General features: G+C 37.5%; 11 protein-coding genes. 6 read left to right on the top strand and 5 right to left on the bottom strand.

Features of this window, described 5'->3' with window-relative positions:
- Positions 1-5: 5 nt before the first annotated feature.
- Genes BGP15_RS17860 through BGP15_RS17870 form a run of 3 tightly spaced genes read right to left on the bottom strand, consistent with a single transcriptional unit; the run spans position 6 to position 4,956 of the window.
- Entirely contained in the window at positions 6-3,191 is a 3,186-nt protein-coding gene (locus tag BGP15_RS17860; RefSeq protein WP_286770344.1) for a SusC/RagA family TonB-linked outer membrane protein, read from the bottom strand.
- Positions 3,184-4,563: a TlpA family protein disulfide reductase gene (locus BGP15_RS17865; protein ID WP_286770345.1), complete on the bottom strand. Its 1,380-nt coding sequence runs from the start codon at positions 4,561-4,563 to the stop codon at positions 3,184-3,186. The genes BGP15_RS17860 and BGP15_RS17865 overlap by 8 nt, the downstream gene beginning before the upstream one ends.
- Positions 4,564-4,581: 18 nt before the next feature.
- Positions 4,582-4,956 (bottom strand): hypothetical protein, encoded by a 375-nt coding sequence (locus BGP15_RS17870; protein WP_286770346.1) that lies wholly within the window; start codon positions 4,954-4,956, stop codon positions 4,582-4,584.
- A gap of 582 nt (positions 4,957-5,538) precedes the next feature.
- Here BGP15_RS17870 and BGP15_RS17875 point away from each other — a divergent pair.
- Both BGP15_RS17875 and BGP15_RS17880 read left to right on the top strand, forming a co-directional pair.
- Complete coding sequence (locus BGP15_RS17875; RefSeq protein ID WP_286770347.1) at positions 5,539-6,129, top strand: hypothetical protein; 591 nt, start codon at positions 5,539-5,541, stop codon at positions 6,127-6,129.
- A 7-nt stretch (positions 6,130-6,136) separates the two neighbouring features.
- Entirely contained in the window at positions 6,137-6,811 is a 675-nt protein-coding gene (locus BGP15_RS17880) for a hypothetical protein (protein ID WP_286770348.1), read from the top strand.
- A 212-nt stretch (positions 6,812-7,023) separates the two neighbouring features.
- On the opposite strand, the gene BGP15_RS17885 is transcribed toward BGP15_RS17880, so the two are convergent.
- Both BGP15_RS17885 and BGP15_RS17890 read right to left on the bottom strand, forming a co-directional pair.
- Positions 7,024-8,748: a hypothetical protein gene (locus BGP15_RS17885; protein ID WP_286770349.1), complete on the bottom strand. Its 1,725-nt coding sequence runs from the start codon at positions 8,746-8,748 to the stop codon at positions 7,024-7,026.
- Between the two features lie 40 nt (positions 8,749-8,788).
- Entirely contained in the window at positions 8,789-9,028 is a 240-nt protein-coding gene (locus BGP15_RS17890) for a hypothetical protein (RefSeq protein ID WP_286770350.1), read from the bottom strand.
- 450 nt (positions 9,029-9,478) lie between these two features.
- Here BGP15_RS17890 and BGP15_RS17895 point away from each other — a divergent pair, with 450 nt between their 5' ends.
- Genes BGP15_RS17895 through BGP15_RS17910 form a run of 4 tightly spaced genes read left to right on the top strand, consistent with a single transcriptional unit; the run spans position 9,479 to position 17,436 of the window.
- Entirely contained in the window at positions 9,479-10,717 is a 1,239-nt protein-coding gene (locus tag BGP15_RS17895; protein WP_286770351.1) for an exonuclease SbcCD subunit D, read from the top strand.
- Position 10,718: 1 nt separating this feature from the next.
- The gene (locus tag BGP15_RS17900; RefSeq protein ID WP_286770352.1) at positions 10,719-14,453 is read left to right on the top strand and encodes an AAA family ATPase; all 3,735 of its coding nucleotides are present in this window, start codon (positions 10,719-10,721) and stop codon (positions 14,451-14,453) included.
- A gap of 11 nt (positions 14,454-14,464) precedes the next feature.
- Positions 14,465-15,664 (top strand): hypothetical protein, encoded by a 1,200-nt coding sequence (locus tag BGP15_RS17905; protein WP_286770353.1) that lies wholly within the window; start codon positions 14,465-14,467, stop codon positions 15,662-15,664.
- Positions 15,661-17,436 carry an ATP-binding protein gene (locus BGP15_RS17910; protein ID WP_286770354.1) on the top strand — a complete coding sequence of 592 codons (1,776 nt, stop codon included), beginning with the start codon at positions 15,661-15,663 and terminating at the stop codon, positions 17,434-17,436. The genes BGP15_RS17905 and BGP15_RS17910 overlap by 4 nt, the downstream gene beginning before the upstream one ends.
- Positions 17,437-17,712 lie beyond the last annotated feature (276 nt).

The following is a 17,712-nucleotide window of genomic DNA, read 5'->3' on the forward strand; positions in this document are numbered from 1 at the left end:
ATATGTTACAATCCTACGTTAATACCTATAGACCACAATCGGGGTCTTCCCAAATAACTCTCATTTGTCATCGGATCGATCTTGGCGCTGTTGGCCACCCAAAGCTTCCCGACATTATTGACCAGCACAAAAAAAGAAGCATTTTTAAATGACCGGTTTAGCCATGTGTTATTCAATGTACGGAGGTCAATACCCAATCGTACATCTTTCAAAAAGATATAATCGGCTTTTTCGACGAGGACACTTGAGTAGCTATTTAAAATGCTCCATTTGTCCAGATCAGCCACCTTTGGAATAGCTGGAACATCTTTCTCCAGCTCGTCACCAGGTTTTATCCAACGCTTTGTATAATCCTCGTGGCCAAACCAATTTGTCGCCAATGTTGAATAATTAATCGTTGGTCTACGGAGGTAACCACCAAATGCATAAAGCATTGAAAAAGAAAGATCAAAACACTTATATTTCAAGCGATTTATAAGCGACCCTGTATACAAAGGAAGTGCTGAGCCGTGATATTGCAGGTCGTCAAATGTCATCTTGGATCGGATGGCTGTATAATCTTTGCTGATCTCGCCTTTATACCAAAAACGAGGGCTTCCATCTACCGGATCTAAACCCGCCCAGGGGACTGAATATAATGGACTCATGGGCTTGCCCTCCACAGGAACAGCAAATGATGAGGCCAATAAACTACTCGGTGCTGTACCACTGAATTTGATGACCTTATTTCGGTTCCAATTGAAGAGTAGGCTTGGCATCCACTCTATTGCAGCAAAGTTCTTTCGGCCATCTATTCGCAGATCGATCCCTTCGGTATTGAGTGAGGCCGTATTGCCTGTAAAGGAAAAGCGCTGACCGACAAAGAAGCCAGTCGTCGGGTCAAGGGCAGACTCCCCGATCAGATCACGGCCTTTCTTCTGATAATAATCAAAGGAAACACTGACAGTGCGGTTTTTAGTAGCGAGATCCAAACCAATATTGACTGTGCTTACTTTTTCCCAGCGCAGATCTTCATTGGGTGGGGTTTGGATCTGTGCAGTAAGCAACCCCGTCAGTAAGGATGTACCGTAGCTAGCCGTACTGTACCGTGTCAGCGATTTATTTACATTTCCGCTGTAACCAAAGGTCGTCCGTAGCTTGAGGTAGTCGATTATAAAATCCTTTGGCCAAAAGCGCTCCTCCGAAGCCGTCCATGCCAAGCCCGAAGACCAGAGCGGAACAGCACGTTGGTTGGTATTGACACCAAAAAGATTGGATGCATCCTTACGTGCACTAAAGGAAAGCAGATATCGTTGCCTGTATAGATAGCTACCGTTGAAGTAATACGATACAAAACGATCTATACGATCCGTAAAGCCAATTCCTGAGGGAATATTGGATTTTGAACTTGTCGGAAAGCGTGTAAAACGTGTACTGAAATCCATATCCTGATACGTCAATGTTTCGGGATCAAATCCATACACCGTAGACTTATCCCCTACCAGAGTTGTCTGTTTAACTTCCGCTCCCAGTAGGAGATTGATGTTTGACAGTCCGATGGTTGCTGAATAATTCAGTTGCGCCCTTCCCAGATGCGCTTGAGTTTTGTTTCTGGACTTATCCAGTATAGCACCTTCCCGAATTGGAAATAGCAGCTGACCATTATTTTCATAGGCAAAGCTATTGACCAAATTACGCGCATAATAGCTATCGCGGTCATAATTGAAGGTCTGCAGATTGTTTATATTCTGATAGTTATACAAGAGCTGTGCTGTGAGCCCGTATCCTAGCCGTATATTGGAATTAAAACCGGCGATAAACTCATTATGTTCATTGGCAAACAGTCTTTTGTCCATTTCGTCCAATGGACTATAGCCCCAGTCCAAACGGCCAGATTGCTTTTGTGCATCCAAAAATATCCCATTATAATCGTGTATAACAGGCAAATAATTTCCGTTTTCATCTGCAAGGCGGGCATAAGGATAAATGTAATCCGCATAATTCAGCAGTCGGTTGTTTTGGTTACCCAGATTCCAGGATAAGGTCGGATTGAAATCCAGCCATTCCGCAGGTTTGAATGTCGAATTGAACTGCAGCAGTATTCTGCTGTCTTTCTGTCTGTCAGCCGAAGTGTTGGCTTTGTTCCAAGTCAGGGAAAGTAAATTTGCTGCCTTTGCATTCCCATTGCTGATCTGAGCATTGTACTGCTGTTTATACCCTGTACCGAAGTAATAACGATCGAGATCCTTTCGGACATCCTGCTGTGCCAGTTCTGCGATCTGATTTGACACTTCCTCTGCGCTCAGCAACCCTTTATCCCGTTTGAGCAGCAATTCAACTACTGGCGTAAACTTCCGGTAACCCGCATTTGCTTTTTGGGCGTTATAGTAGCCATTATCATAGAGGTACTGTTCAAAGCCGATAAAATCGCTGCTATTTAGCAAGAATTTAGAATAATAGCGTTCCGGAGCAGCTTCCCATGTATTATTCAGGCTGAGGTTCACCTTGGTGCCTTCGTTCAGTTTTGCCGATTTGGACGTAATGACCAAAACGCCATTTCCCGCACGTGCACCCCATATAGAAGAAGCTGCTGCATCTTTCAAAAAAGTAATGGATTCAAGTACGTTCGGATCAAGTGCCGTGATGTCACCTTCAAACGGAGCACCATCCAAAATGATTAAAGGTGTATTGTCGGACTTGATCGTTGCATATCCGCGCAGCATCAGTGCATTTCGGCCCGATAATCGCGAATCGATGGTTAAGCCACTTACGGTGCCTTCCAGCCGGTCTACCAATCCTTCCGAAGGTCTACGGTTGAGTTCTTTGTTTGTCAGGAATGAAAAAGATCCAGTGGCGCGTTCTTTTGGAATTGCTTGATAACCCGTCTGTACCACGGCCTCTTCCAGTTCCTGTACGTTTGACTCCAATTCCACCGTATATTCGCCATGTCTGTCAAACTGCACAGTTTTAGGCGCATAACTGAGGTGGCTAAAGCGTAGCGATATCGGGTAAGTAGTCTTATTGATATGGCCTTTTCCATCCCGATCTGTCTTTGTCACAATGGTAGGCTCCGATAGCGAATTTAAAGATGCACCAGCAATAGGTTTTTGATCAGCTTTACTCAGCAATTGAATGTGCAAAGCATTCGATCCCTGTGCGAACGAATTGATATAGCTTATCATAATAAGGATAAATGCGATCCATCTATTCATGGCGACCTCCTTTCGCAATATCACCTAATACAAATACTTCCATAGACAAGGTTTCCAATGTTGCTCGATATCCTTGCGGTACCAAGAATGCATTGATACTGTTCAGATCATTTGGCCAATCATCCGGGATTTTTATTGGTTTTTTAAATTCGTCGGTTTTGTTTATCCATGGTATTCCCATTTCAGTCTGCTCACTCGCATTATCAAGCCTATCGACCAATTGATACATGGGGAGTTCATTTATTAACTTCTTAGGAATTTTCAAGTTCTGAGGCGATGCATCTTTTCGAATCACATAAGCTTTACGGCTACGCTGTTCAATACGGCCTTCCATACCATATTTTTGTCCGAAGAAGGTGTTGAGCTCTTGAAGTAAATCTTTAGCCAGTTCACTTTTATTCGTAGAAGCAGAATAAAACTGTATGGCATACAGATGTGCAGTGCTGTCGGCGAAGTATTGATCTGTACTTACATTTAAAAGCTTATCGCGCCATTTTGTTTCTAATAGAAACCAATTGCCCTTCCGCAGATCAGGGCGGGCGATGGCAATGGCCGATTTATAGATATCTATTGGCCCCGCATTGGTTGTTCCAAAAAAGCTGGGTTTACCATCCTTTCCGATCTGATAGTTTGTCTGGGCAAGGACATCCTGTAGGTAGCCTGTTATCGTAAAGGAACGTTGCAATTGGGGCGCACGAAAGATCAAAGGATCATTCAAAAAATTGTCCTTTAAGTCGAAAGACACACGATCTTGCCGTATTCTTGTGGGCGCAATTCCTTCATTTAACAGTTTGGCTATATTTTCATCGGTCACTTCGGTTGCCTGCGTCGTAGCGACCACCTTACCCTCACTGATCCAGATGTAATAAGGAATCCAAGTATAGGGGAAGTATTGAAATAGCGTCGCCCTGGTGTCGATAAAGGACGTCAGCGTATACCCATTGTCTTTCAGATACTGAGGCGCCCTATCCTGCTGTAATGTGGCCAGCAAAAATGTAACGTCGGAATAAGTATGTTGTAATTTTTGAATCTTTGGCAAACCCTCTAGGCAGCTTTTACAGGTGGTGGCCCAGCAATCTATCAAGATCAGCTTTTTGCCTTTATACTCTTTGAGTTGGACATTTTGCTTACCCTCAGGATGGTTTGATACGGGCAGCATCGCGTTCCATAGTTCATCAGGTATTGTGTCGCCTACATATAGTCGATTAATTTTGGTGAGCCCATCGGCCCCGCTGTCCTTGCGGGGCGTCTGAGCTGATAAACTAAACATAAAAACTAAGAGGAACACGATTACAAGTAATGTAATCTGTATAACTGGAATATTGACTACCTTATCCAATAAGGCAGTGGATAGATTAGATCTTTTTATCATCTGCTTATGGATTAGGTATTATTCAGTAATTCTATTAAAGAAATTATGGATCCTTTGCTTAGCTTCCAGATCGGCCGTTATGGCTTCGGCAGGCTCTGCAAAGTCAAATGGCACCGCATCAATTTCGATCTTGCGGAAGTGCACCAGGAAATAAGCCATCAGCACACGGCACACTTTCATTAAAAAGGTATGCATCTGCTTCACGTCAGCAGCATCTTCCTGAGCTGCACACTTTCTATAGTTCTCGAAGAGTTCCCATAGGCTTTCCTGACAGTCGTTAATGGTATGTTGGGACCAGAACTCCCGAATGGTATTTAATGGATCGTATCCATTGTCGTATATTTCATAACATGCTAGCTCAAAGCGTAGCATGTTGTTTGATTTTTGGTTCATTTTTGAGGCATTAAAATGATCAGCATTGCCCAAATAAGAGCAATACCTCTCCTATCCCGCGCGCGCGTGCTCGCTCAGGTTCATAAAATAGTTTGAAAAAATGTTCCGAGTTAGTTGTCTAATAATTGGTTACACAGCTGATGATATAGATACACTGACAAGCTTCGGATTTGGTCATAAAGACTCTTACTCCTAAAAAATTAAGGGGGAATTGAATTGTTCGGATGTTTGTTTTTAATAATCATAACTCACCATTAACGATATTTGATGAGTCTCTTAAATAATAAAAGCGTGGGCTACTACCCTGCTTTATTCCCTGGGTCTCACTCCTTCGAACTTAGCAGACGATAGTACCCACGCCTTTACCGATGCTAAATATAGCAATAAAGGCATATGGGTGCAACCTATCGCTCTCGTGTTCGATTAAATTGTGAGACTTGGGAAACGAGACTCTTAAATTACACTAATAGACTTAAAAGTTTATAAGTCAGTAAAATATTATAACAAATATAGGTAATAAAATTGACAAAAAAAGTAAATTAATGATAATTATTAGCGTAAATTATTATCGGTATTTGCCTAATGGCAGAACCAATTAAAACTTACAGTGAAGCTTTAGCCGATAGGCTGCGTGATATTATGAAGATTTTAGGCATGACTGTGTCTGGATTCGCTGAATTTATTGGAAGAGATTCTTCACATATTTATGGAATTTTAAATCTTACTAGACCATTTAGCGATTCTTTTGCAGTCCATATTGGCATTAAACTCGGAATTAATGGAGCAAAAGTATTAAATCTAAATATTGATATCCCACAAACTGTTTCTAAGGCAGAAACAGTTGTTACTTTTAAAAAAGAATATAAAAATGTTCCTGAATATTTCTTAAGCACAAAAACTGATAGAAGCATTGATTCCTTTATATTAGAAGTTCTTGTTAAATCGAATTTTCTTAAAACTCCACGTTATTTAAATGAAATAGAGTTATTCGTTAAATCGAAATACAATAAGACATTTATCGGAGATCAACTTTCTAAAGCGCTTAGATATTCTGTAAAAAAAGGAGTCTTAGCAAGTGAAAAAAGACCGATTAGGTTAACGAATGGTAACTTTGGGAAAAGACAGGTAGATGTTTATTGGCTTAGTTGGTTGTTACGGAAAAAAATAGAATGAAAGCTTAATGAAAAATAGATCTTTTAAATTCGAAGATTTTGGTATCGCACCTGATCGAAATAAAATTATTAATTACGCGGTTATTATTGAGTTTCAAATTAGGAATTTGATTCGTATATCCCTAGGCCTTTTTGAAGAGGAAAGAGTCAAATCATTTGGTAATTCCAGCCAGTCACTCTCCTTCAATCAAATTGTAACACTTTTCATCGATTTAGGCGGATTGTCAAAAGATCAAGGAAATCTTTTTATCAAATTTGCAGAGATTAGAAATAAGTTTGCCCATTCACTAGAATGCTATTCTTTGTCCATTTTATTTAGCAAGTTTGCACCTGATATTTTAAAATATTTGGAAAACAGATACAAACTTAAATTAGATTACGAGGATAATAACAATTGCTGGATATTGATTGAGTCTCAATTAAAAGATATTGAAGAAGTTCTGAATTCTATATTAAACAAAATGATTTCAAATACATTTAGTATAACTGTTAGACATACAAATTCTAAGTTAATGGAATTATCTAAGGAACTGCTGGAGGATACAGACTTTCTTAACAGTATACAAGGAAAAGACAAAAGTGAATTGATAAGAAATTTTTTCATTTATGTTTCCTCTGTACATGAAGATGGAAAGAATGACATTGATGAATCCACTATTCTAAGATATAATAAGCTCGTTTGACCCATTAGATATAGTTAGATAGTGAAAAACACGCCTCATTTACTCAAAGATCTTTTCAGCAAACAGACCCTTAAAAACCCATATTCCATAACATAGATAAGAGCTATAAATAGCCCCTTCCTTCAAGTGTTATCTCAAATATGCATGAGATTTTAGCATATGTCTCCGTTTTTATTTTGACGAAATAATTAAAAAACATCAGGATATATTTGTCATTTCTTGCTATATTTCCTAAAAGCTGATATTGTCTGAAAGATACCATATCCCATAAAGATAATACCAATTAGCCTGGCTATATCAGTTAGGAAATTTGCATTTTCGGCATATCCGTCTAATTGTAGCTTGGGGTAAGTAGCGATGTACCGAATGTAGTCTGCAGGCCAGTTTAAATCACAAAAAGCAAAGATGCGTAATGAAGCTTGATACCCGACAAAAGATATCATACCCGCAATTAAAGTAAAGAATACGCCTAATAACCAATTTCTTCCATGCCAATTGGAAACCTCGTTTAATAATAATAACATCCTGTCGGCTTCATTACTTTTAGTCCGACGTAAGTAATTTAGCTCTAAAGCTCGATACTCGACGGATTTATCAGTATCGCCATTGCGCTCAGCTAGCAATCTGAATTGATTGTAAGCAAACTTGGCATTTATGTTAAAATCTCTTTCGTCATCTAGACAAGGTAATATTTTAAGGTTTTCGGAGTAGTTAGCTAATCTTATAGGATAATGAAATAGCTTCATCCCTAATATATTTGTATTGATAAAATGTATATGGCTGAACGTGTTAAGGTCAAAAAAATGGAAGTTGATATTGTCTAGAATAGAATCTTTTGCCGTTAAATAATTCGTATCACTATTGGCTTTTATAAAGTTTGGTGAAGCAGTTTTTGAATCTATAAAATTGATCTTACCATGATTAACGAATGTTTCAAATTCTAAAGAATTGATTCCGGACCTTTTAACAGTGATATTAGAAAAATTTGTACCCAAAAAGTTCAAATTAACATTGATAAGTTCAATAAGTATATCACCAGAATTTTTATCTTCTATACTCACAATGGTTGGTGTAATATGTATATCCTTGTAGACAGAAGATATTAAAAATGGTTTGTCGAATTTACACTCTTCAACGTAAAGCTTAAGTGGCCTGGGAATTTCAAGGCTTATCTTTTTAATCGTTGTGCAGCTATTTAGATATATCTCTCCTATTATATTATCTTCAAAATAATCGTCATCCCCACGCTCTAAATAATTTGTAAATTGACTTATGCCGCAACCAGTGAGCTCCAACTTACCAATTGGTGATTCATACAATCCATCAAATTGAATAGTGTTTATATCATTGAAAGTAACTTTATCAAATCCGTTATTATCCCTGATAATGAAAGCTAATTTTCTAGTTTCGTTAATTAGGAAATTCTTTAATACATTATTTTTTACTTCAACTTCAATATCACGGTCAAAAACTGAAATATTCGTACTTTTAATATTATTATCCTGGAGATATATGTATATTTCCTCTAGATTTTCTCCGCTCCCCCCTTCCCTGTTGAAAATTTTAAGCTCCTTAGTATTTAAACCGTAGCAATTAAAACGAGTAAATCTACAATAGGAATTTAGTGATATGAAAACATTAACGGTATTTAGATAGATCTGCTCAATTTGTGATCCCCTTCCAAATGACAAGACATTCTCAAACTTCGTATTTCTAATATCTAGAGAAAGTATGTTGCAATGGTCCAATCTGAAATAAAGATTAAATGTACAATTTTCAATAATCAGTACATCACATGTTAAATTGTATATTCTTGCTTTTTGGCCAAAGTCAAGATCTTTTATAATAACTGTTTTTCGATGACTACTATCTAATTCAAAAAGTTTCCTTGGGGATTCGCTTGATACTATAAAGGGTTCATGAGTTTCTTCTGGCATCTTTAATCTTTTTCAGTATTGAGATATTTTTTTCACGATTTTAGCTGGGGATGTTATATTCAAATTTGCCCCACTCAGATTTTAACTCGTCATTTGATGGTAATTCGTTTGGTTTGTTAAAGTCCCATTTATTTAATACCCTCGCAATAAAATTGTCTGCAGTTTCTAAATCATAAAAAGTTGCCACAACCTTAGCTTTATGCTTATAAGTACCAAACTTAAACTTAGACGCTTCGATTGTTCTGTGTTTAAGCGAATACAACACTTTGATTTCTTTCATTGGAATATAGGTTTGTTTGTCGAAGTTAATTAAAATGCTTGAGACTGTAAAATCAAACCTTACATCCAATTTTGTTGATAGGATGTGGAAATTAAAATGTCAAATCATCGATATCAATTCACCATTTGCCGGACGCTACAATCCTTATCACAAATGAGCAAGATTTTACTTTTTTAAACAGCCTAAAATATTTGTTTCTTAAATCTATTGAGCCAAATATGGTTTCCCGTAAAAGATTGAAAATTATACATTGTAATTTCAAGTAGATTAATTGAAAACGCTATATCAGGGAATATCATGGGAAAAACTAAAAATAACACTTAAAACATTTATATTTCAAATTACAATTATTATATTGCATTAACATATTATTAAACCATAAAATCTTTTTTTAATCTTGATACAATCGATTTTAAAACGATAAATTATGGACTAGCCATTTATTTGAAAATGAAATTCCTTCATACCGCAGACTGGCATATTGGCCAGTTATTTCACGAATATGACCGCAGCTATGAGCATCAGCAATTCTTAGATTGGCTGGTAGAGATATTGCATCGTGAAAAAATTGACGTGCTGCTTATTAGCGGAGACGTGTTTGATATATCAAATCCATCAGCTCAGTCGATCCGAATGTTTTATACCTTCTTGAATCAAGCTATTTCTAAAACCCCAGATCTACAAATTATTATTACCGCTGGAAATCATGATTCTGCATCACGCCTTGAGGCACCAAAACCTTTACTCCTGTCTTCGAAAATTCATATTGTTGGATTGGTTGAGAAAGATGCGAAGGGAAAAATCGATTATGAAAAATTGATTGTACCAATATATGATCAGGCTGGAAGGATCAAGATATATTGCCTCGCCGTACCATTCCTCCGTATGGGAGATTACCCAGCTATACCTGACTGCTCAAACCCCTATACAGAAGGTGTAACTGCACTTTATAAAGAGTTATTTGACTATGCGCAAGAAAAAATTAAGGATGATCAAATCATAATAGCTATGGGGCATTTACATACGCACAATGCTGAAATAACTGAGCTAGATAAAACAGAAAGGCTGATCATGGGCGGTGTTGAATGTATTCCGGCGACTGCTTTTCATGAGGATGTAAAATACGTTGCTCTTGGACATATTCATAAGGCGCAAAAAATTGGTGGCAAAGATCATGTGCGTTATTCTGGCAGTCCCCTGCCTATGTCTTTCTCAGAGATTAATTACAAGCACCAAGTCGTCGTCTTTGATCTCGACGACGAAATGCATAATCTTAGATCGATCGATATACCACTATTTGTACCGCTGCTGAGAGTTCCGTTGAAACACCAACCTTTACATGATGTCATCGCTTTGCTTGAACAACTACCTACTTCTGATGAAGCTGACAAAGCTACAATACCTTATCTTGAAGTTCGTGTATTTTTAGAAGGTCCTGAGCCAGCATTGCGCCATAAGGTAGAGGTGGCATTACAGCAAAAAAAAGTGAGACTTGCGAAAATTGATGTGAAGTATCCTGACTCGAAAACGGAGGAACATCAATTAATTGCTCCAGAGCAGTTGCAAGAATTACAGCCGATTGATGTATTTGGAAAAATATATCAAACTAGATATAACAGTACCGTACCCGAAGATATCCTAAATCTTTTTCAACAAGTAGTGGAAGAAGTCAATCAAACAGCCGAGTAGAATGAAGATTTTAGCCATAAGAATTAAGAACCTAGCTTCCCTAGAGGGAGTTACAGAAATTGACTTTACTTCCGAGCCATTATCATCCGCTGGCATATTTGCCATTACGGGAGCTACTGGCGCTGGAAAATCTACGATATTAGATGCCTTGTGCCTTGCTCTTTACGGAAAAACACCGCGGTACTTACAAGCGAAAGAAATAGGTATAGAAATTAAAGATGTTGAAGGCAGCACGCTCAATCAAGGTGATGTACGAAGCATTTTGCGTGATGGTACAGCGGATGGCTTTGCTCAAGTAGATTTTGTTGGTATTGATGAACAATATCATCGTGCTACCTGGAGCGTAAGGCGTGCGAGAAATAAAGCGGATGGTAGCATGCAATCTGATTCCGTGACCCTGAAAAATATAACTACGAATACCGATTTTCCAGCAAAAAAAGCTGAAACGTTAAATGAAATTGCAAGGTTGGTAGGTTTAAATTTTGATCAGTTTACCCGGTCTGTGTTACTAGCTCAAGGCGATTTTACAGCTTTTATGAAGGCTGACAAAGGTGAAAAAGCTTCTCTGCTTGAAAAGTTGACTGGCACTTATATTTATTCAGAAATATCGAAAAAAATCTATGAAAAATTCAGAGCGGAAGAAATGCTGTTGCGTGACCTTAATCTTCGTAAAGAAGGAATTATCACACTGAGCGAAGAAGAACTGAAGGCGCTCTCGGATGAACAGGACATACTGGAAATCGAGATCAAAAGTCTAGAAAAAGAGATCGAAATACTAAATGCAGAAATCGGATGGTACGAACAGCTCGCTAAACTACAAATCAATTATGATCTAGCGTACACAGCATTAGATGTTGCAAAGGAGGTTCAAAGCTCTGCCCTGCCAAGCAAACAAAAACTGAAAACTGTTGAGCAAGCACAGCAGACAAAAAGCTGGGCGGATGCATTGAAAAACGCTCAACAGCAGCATGCTGACAAAACAACAGCCCTAGTACAGATCAAAGCAAACATTGTTGTCCTACAGGAGCAAAAAGAAAAGCTTGAAAATGAGCTGGAGGTGGCCGAAACCAATCTTTCAGAAAAAAATAAAGCGCTAACCGATGCCCTTCCCCTACTGGAGCAAGCTAGACGACTTGATACGCTGCTGGCGGAGAAAAAACAACAGGTAGAAAAACTTAAAGAAGAGGCTGATGATTCTGTTGAAGCCAATAATCAACATCAAACCCTACTAAAAGCTAAACAAGAGGAGTTTGCAAACCTTGCTGATCAAATAAAAGATATCACCGACTGGAGAGCAGAAAACAAATACCGCAGCCCGATTGCGGAAAATAAAGAGCTCATCTTGTCGAAACTAAAGGATGCGCAGCAGTTTCTAGAAATAGCGCAACAATCATCCGCTATGTTGACACAAATACAGGATAAATATGATAAAGACGAAGCCGAGAGGTCGACAATAGAGTCTGATTGGAAGCAACAGGCAGACCGCCTGGAAATTATAAAGAAAAGCAATGATTTGCTATCCAAAGAGTTGCAATTAACACCTATCGAAACTTTAGGCTTAGAAAAATCCGAAACAGACAGACAGGTTGAATACACTATAAAAGCACAGGCGCATTGGCAACTGTTTTATGGTGCACTTACGGAATTGGAAGCACTAAACCAGAAACAGGCAAATGATAAGTCTGACCTTCAAACAAAACAGGAATCTTTACAAAATTTAGCCCAGCAGCTGCCGTTGGAAAAGGCACAACGCGATACGGCGCAGCAGCTTTTACAGCAAGCTCGTCTGGCATCGACCGAAAACGTAGAAACATTGCGGGCGGCTTTAGTGGATAACGAGCCTTGCCCTGTTTGCGGAAGCATAAGTCATCCCTATGTGCTTCATAATCCGCAATTGGAAAATGTATTGGTGAAACTGGAAAAATCCTTCGAGGAACATGATCGGAGCTATCACGCGAGCAATGACCTCTATATAGCCCTGGAACAGGAAAGTAAGATGCTACAGCAAAACATTGAGCGCCAAAGTGAAGAAATTGCAGCAAGGCAAGTAGCATTAGTCTCTAAAAAGCAAATTTGGGAACAATTTGATATTGCCGACGAAAGTAAGGCCATAGCCAGTGCTGAAAAAGCAGCCTGGATTGAAACAAAATTTCATGATCTTAAAATCAAACAGGGTGATCTGCAAGCGCAAATACAAGCTTTCACGGAGAAAAAGCAACAAATAGAAGTTGGCAAAACACAAATAGACCAACTTAAAGAAAAGACCGATAGCCTTGCCAATCAACTCAAAGACATCCAAAACCAACTGGCTGTTTACAAAGAACAGCAAAGCAGCCATACGAGAGATCGTGATAAGGCATCACGTGATTTAGACAGTGTTGAACGGCTGCTCTCCTCCTATTTCACCGCTCCAGAATGGATGAAAAATTGGAAAGCTTCACCTCTAGCATTCGTTGAGCGTATTGAAACCTTTGCCCGCGATTGGAAAGAAAAAAGCGAAAGGATGGATCAATATACCCGTCAACATACAGCACTCGAAGCCACGATAAGCCAACTGGAACACCAAGCTAAAAGTCTTGCTTCAGATGTTAGTAAAAAAACGGAAGCTCATGCTGCGGAAAATAAACTGTATCTGGCCTTATTTCAGGAGCGCAATTCGATATTTGTAGGTCAATCTGCAAGCGAAACAGAGACCAAGCTAAAGCAAGCAATAAAGGATGCTCAGCAGCAACTCGAGCAGCTTAAAATAACCAGGGAAAAACTCAATATCAACAGCACCAAAGCCCAAACCCAATGTGATGAATTGGCCGCTTCAATAACAGCTTTACAAGCCGACGCTCAAAAATCATTGGAAAAAATGCAGGGTTGGCTTGACGATTTCAACTCAAAGAACAGTCAATCGTTAACCCTGGAGGAACTCCATGATTTATTGTCATTGAGCAACGATTGGATGTCTACAGAACGTGAGGAATTGCAAACGTTAGACGAGGAAGTAACCAAAGCTACCAGCATTCTTTCGGAACGAAAACATGCTTTAGACACCCACAAAGAAAAAAGTATATCCGACCGACCAGTTGAGGAACTCAGCGAACTTCATACAATTGCAAAATCAGCATTAGAAGATAATAAACACAAAAAAGGGGAAAACAGCTTTCGCCTACAACAAGATGCTGTGAATAAACAAAATATTGGTGACTTGCTGGAACGTATAGCGGCGCAGGAAGCTATCAATGAAAAATGGAGTAAACTGAATGAAATCATCGGTTCTGCCGATGGTAAAAAATTCCGTCAGATTGCCCAAGAATACACGCTCGATGTGCTATTGGGCTATGCAAATATTCATTTGCAAGCACTCACCAACCGGTACAAAATCGAACGGATACCTCTTTCATTGGCTTTACAGGTGGTAGATCAGGACATGGGCGATGAAGTGCGTACGGTCTACTCTCTTTCTGGTGGCGAATCGTTTCTGGTTTCGCTGGCCTTGGCCTTAGGACTTGCTTCTTTGTCATCTAGCCGCATGAAAGTGGAATCTTTATTTATTGACGAAGGCTTCGGTTCGTTAGACCCTAATACACTTAATATCGCTATGGATGCTCTTGAACGGCTACACAATCAGGGACGTAAAGTGGGTGTCATCTCTCACGTGCAGGAAATGACCGAGAGGATCCCTGTACAGATCAAAGTGAGCAAGCAGCAGAGTGGGAAGAGTATGGTGGAGGTGATTGGAAATTAAAAACAAATGCAATGAATAGAACAGCAGATTATACAATACAAGGATTTATATATCAATTCATAATAACGTTCCATGAATTATTACTTTCATCAAATGATGATGAAATAACCGTTGAGGGAATAATAGAAGATATTGATGTTAGTACTCCTACCGGGCATACAGCAGTACAATGTAAATATCACGAGAGTAAGCAAAAATTTACGCTTTCAACTATCTATAAGCCAGTGTTACAGATGTATTGTCACTATAAAAAAAATCCAACAGCAAATATTAAATATCGACTTCACGCACACTTCCCTAATGAAACTGTAGGAACAGAAAAAAGGCTAACGAAAACCGAGCTAGACTCTATATTAGATTCAAAAGCAACAGATCTACAAAAATATATAACCGATCTCGATGGTTTTAATGGAGGAGATGAATTTTTGAAACGCTTCAAATTAGAATTTGGAGCTTCTCTGTCAGATACTGAAAAAGCGGTTATTGTATGTCTCTCAAATGAAGGATTTACAACTGAAGATGCAACGGAAATATTTTATCCTAATGCAATCCATGCTATAGCAGAATTAAGCATCCAACATGATGAACATAAGCGGAAAATTAAGAAAATTGTCTTTTTGAATGAACTTAAAAAGAAGAAGAAAACTGCTATTAGTAGATGGACAAAAGAACTACAAGATTATAATAAGTTTTTAAAGCAAAGACGAAGACAGATTGGAGAAGTATTAAATATTAATTCTCGCAAAAGAGCTTTAATTCTAGATGCAAGCTATATAAATGATTTTGAACGTAATATTCCATTACTCATACAAGAGTATATTACTAAATACAATAGTAAAATACGACTAAATCAATGCCCTGTTTTCAGTCTTGTCTGTGATGAAGAGATGCTTAACAGTATATGGAAATCTTTAGATCAGAAAAAATTAACCCTAGAAAGGGGAATAGTTGCAGGTACATTTAACCACATTCGCTTCCTTAGAGATCCTCTTAAAGTTATTAAGGATGGGACTATTGAGTTCAAATTGAAATTATGTAATCATGAAAATGAATTTGATTCCATAATCAATGAAGCAGGTTTTGATGATGCAATTATAATATCTGATCAGGACTTTCCTTTTGAGAATACGATAGGTTGTAATATTGAAAAATTAAAAACACAAGAAATCAACGAAATAAAATATTTATTATCATTAACATCTAGTTTATGAGTACTAATAAAATAGGTAAAGTGTTGGAGAGTTCTCCAAGCGCAATATTAATCGAAATCAAAGACGAAAAGATATTTGAAACACATAAAAAAGATTTCCAAATTGGAAAGTATCTGGAAATTGATGACGGGAACTTAAATAAAGTAATTGCAGTTATCCAGAATATAAAGTCAAATACGTCTGATGCAGGTTTGAAGTTTTTGATTCAAACGCAGCCAATAGGTTATATTGAAAATGAAGAATTCCATAGAGGTAGTGCTGTTATCCCGAGCCCGACAGAACCGGTTTCTGTGGTTGAAGATTCTACTATAAAACTAATATATGATTCTAATAAGGACTTTAACTTTCCGTTCGGAAAGTTAGTTCAAAATAAAACCATAGATCTTAAAATTGATGCGAATAAATTTTTTGGAAAACATATAGCACTTGTTGGGTCAACTGGATCTGGAAAATCGTGTACTGTAGCTAAAATACTTCAGAATGCAGTAGGTATAGATAAAAAAAAGAATCAAAATGCAGCTCAACAAAAAAATGCGCATATAATTATATTTGACATTCATTCGGAATATAAGTCCGCTTTTGAGCTCCATAGAGACGAAAAATTCAATCTAAATAATCTTGATGCGGAGAGCTTGAAATTACCTTATTGGTTGATGAACTCTGAGGAGTTGGAATCATTATTTATTGAAGGAAATGAAAATAACCATCATAATCAAGTTTCACAATTCAAAAGGGCGGTAATTCTCAATAAAGAAAAACACAATCCATCATTAAAAGACAAAGTAAATTACGATACACCAGTTTATTTTGATATAAATGAGGTCTACAACTATATTCATAATATCAACAATCTAACTATATATCAAGACTCTGGAAAGACTTATTTTGCCACACTTAATGATAAAATTGAATACAATATTGATAAACTATGGAATTTAATCGAATTCGAGGAGTCTACTGCTAATAGTAAACATGAAAAATTTGGTGTAAAAGTTTCGAAAACTGGTGGATTTAATGGTGAGTTTGACCGATTTATTTCGAGATTAGAAACTAAGCTTAATGACAAAAGATTAGATTTCATTATAAAACCTACAAACTCTAAAAAAGATATTTATAAAACAAAAGACTTTGAAGAAGTAATCAGGCAATTTCTTGGATATCTCGATAAATCGAATGTCACAATAATTGACCTTAGTGGAATTCCGTTTGAAGTATTGAGTATTGCCGTAAGCTTAATTTCAAGATTGGTATTTGATTTTGCATTTCATTATTCTAAAATCAAGCATGCTAAAGATGAACAAAATGATATTCCGTTTATGATTGTATGTGAGGAGGCCCACAATTATATTCCGAAAACAGGAGGAGCAGAATATAAAGCATCAAAAAAATCAATTGAAAGAATCGCCAAAGAAGGTAGAAAGTATGGATTAAGCCTTATGGTTGTCAGTCAGAGACCTTCAGAAGTCTCAGAAACAATTTTCTCACAATGTAATAATTTTATATCCTTAAGACTCACCAATGTGAACGACCAAAGTTATGTCAAAGCTCTAATGCCGGAAAACTCAAGTGCTATTGCTGATATTTTACCCAACTTAGGTTCTGGTGAATGTCTTATTGTTGGAGATGCTACTCTAATCCCTTCTGTTGTAAAATTAGATTTACCAGACCCACAGCCTAAATCCCAATCAGTCAAATTTAAAGATGAATGGCATAAAGACTGGAAAGACATAGGATTTGAAGAAATTATAAAAAGATGGAAAAAAGAGGATTAAGAAAAAAAAATTTAAAAAAGGAAATTATTGCTGTTCGACCACTACCTGACGTTGAATCTAATTTTATAAAATTAGATTCAACAGAAAGTACTTATTTTTTGAGTAATAACAGTAGATCACGAAGATAAAATTGAAGAAACTGTCCGCTTTCAAAAAGGACTTCTTTCCGTCAATCAAACCAAAGTTCAATATTCAGCCATTGTAAGTGTCCAAAAAAATCAAACAGCTTAAAACTGGACATAAATGTTTAGATTTAAGTAATAAAATGAAAAAAAC

Origin of the sequence: Sphingobacterium sp. 40-24 (assembly GCF_001899705.1) — a bacterium.
GTDB classification, from domain to species: Bacteria; Bacteroidota; Bacteroidia; order Sphingobacteriales; family Sphingobacteriaceae; genus Sphingobacterium; species Sphingobacterium multivorum.

Coding starts and splice junctions, on each gene's coding strand:
- BGP15_RS17860 (WP_286770344.1), bottom strand. CDS start 3,191: ATGAATAGATGGATCGCATTTATCCTTATTATGATAAGCTATATCAAT.
- BGP15_RS17865 (WP_286770345.1), bottom strand. CDS start 4,563: ATGATAAAAAGATCTAATCTATCCACTGCCTTATTGGATAAGGTAGTC.
- BGP15_RS17870 (WP_286770346.1), bottom strand. CDS start 4,956: ATGAACCAAAAATCAAACAACATGCTACGCTTTGAGCTAGCATGTTAT.
- BGP15_RS17875 (WP_286770347.1), top strand. CDS start 5,539: ATGGCAGAACCAATTAAAACTTACAGTGAAGCTTTAGCCGATAGGCTG.
- BGP15_RS17880 (WP_286770348.1), top strand. CDS start 6,137: ATGAAAAATAGATCTTTTAAATTCGAAGATTTTGGTATCGCACCTGAT.
- BGP15_RS17885 (WP_286770349.1), bottom strand. CDS start 8,748: ATGCCAGAAGAAACTCATGAACCCTTTATAGTATCAAGCGAATCCCCA.
- BGP15_RS17890 (WP_286770350.1), bottom strand. CDS start 9,028: ATGAAAGAAATCAAAGTGTTGTATTCGCTTAAACACAGAACAATCGAA.
- BGP15_RS17895 (WP_286770351.1), top strand. CDS start 9,479: ATGAAATTCCTTCATACCGCAGACTGGCATATTGGCCAGTTATTTCAC.
- BGP15_RS17900 (WP_286770352.1), top strand. CDS start 10,719: ATGAAGATTTTAGCCATAAGAATTAAGAACCTAGCTTCCCTAGAGGGA.
- BGP15_RS17905 (WP_286770353.1), top strand. CDS start 14,465: ATGAATAGAACAGCAGATTATACAATACAAGGATTTATATATCAATTC.
- BGP15_RS17910 (WP_286770354.1), top strand. CDS start 15,661: ATGAGTACTAATAAAATAGGTAAAGTGTTGGAGAGTTCTCCAAGCGCA.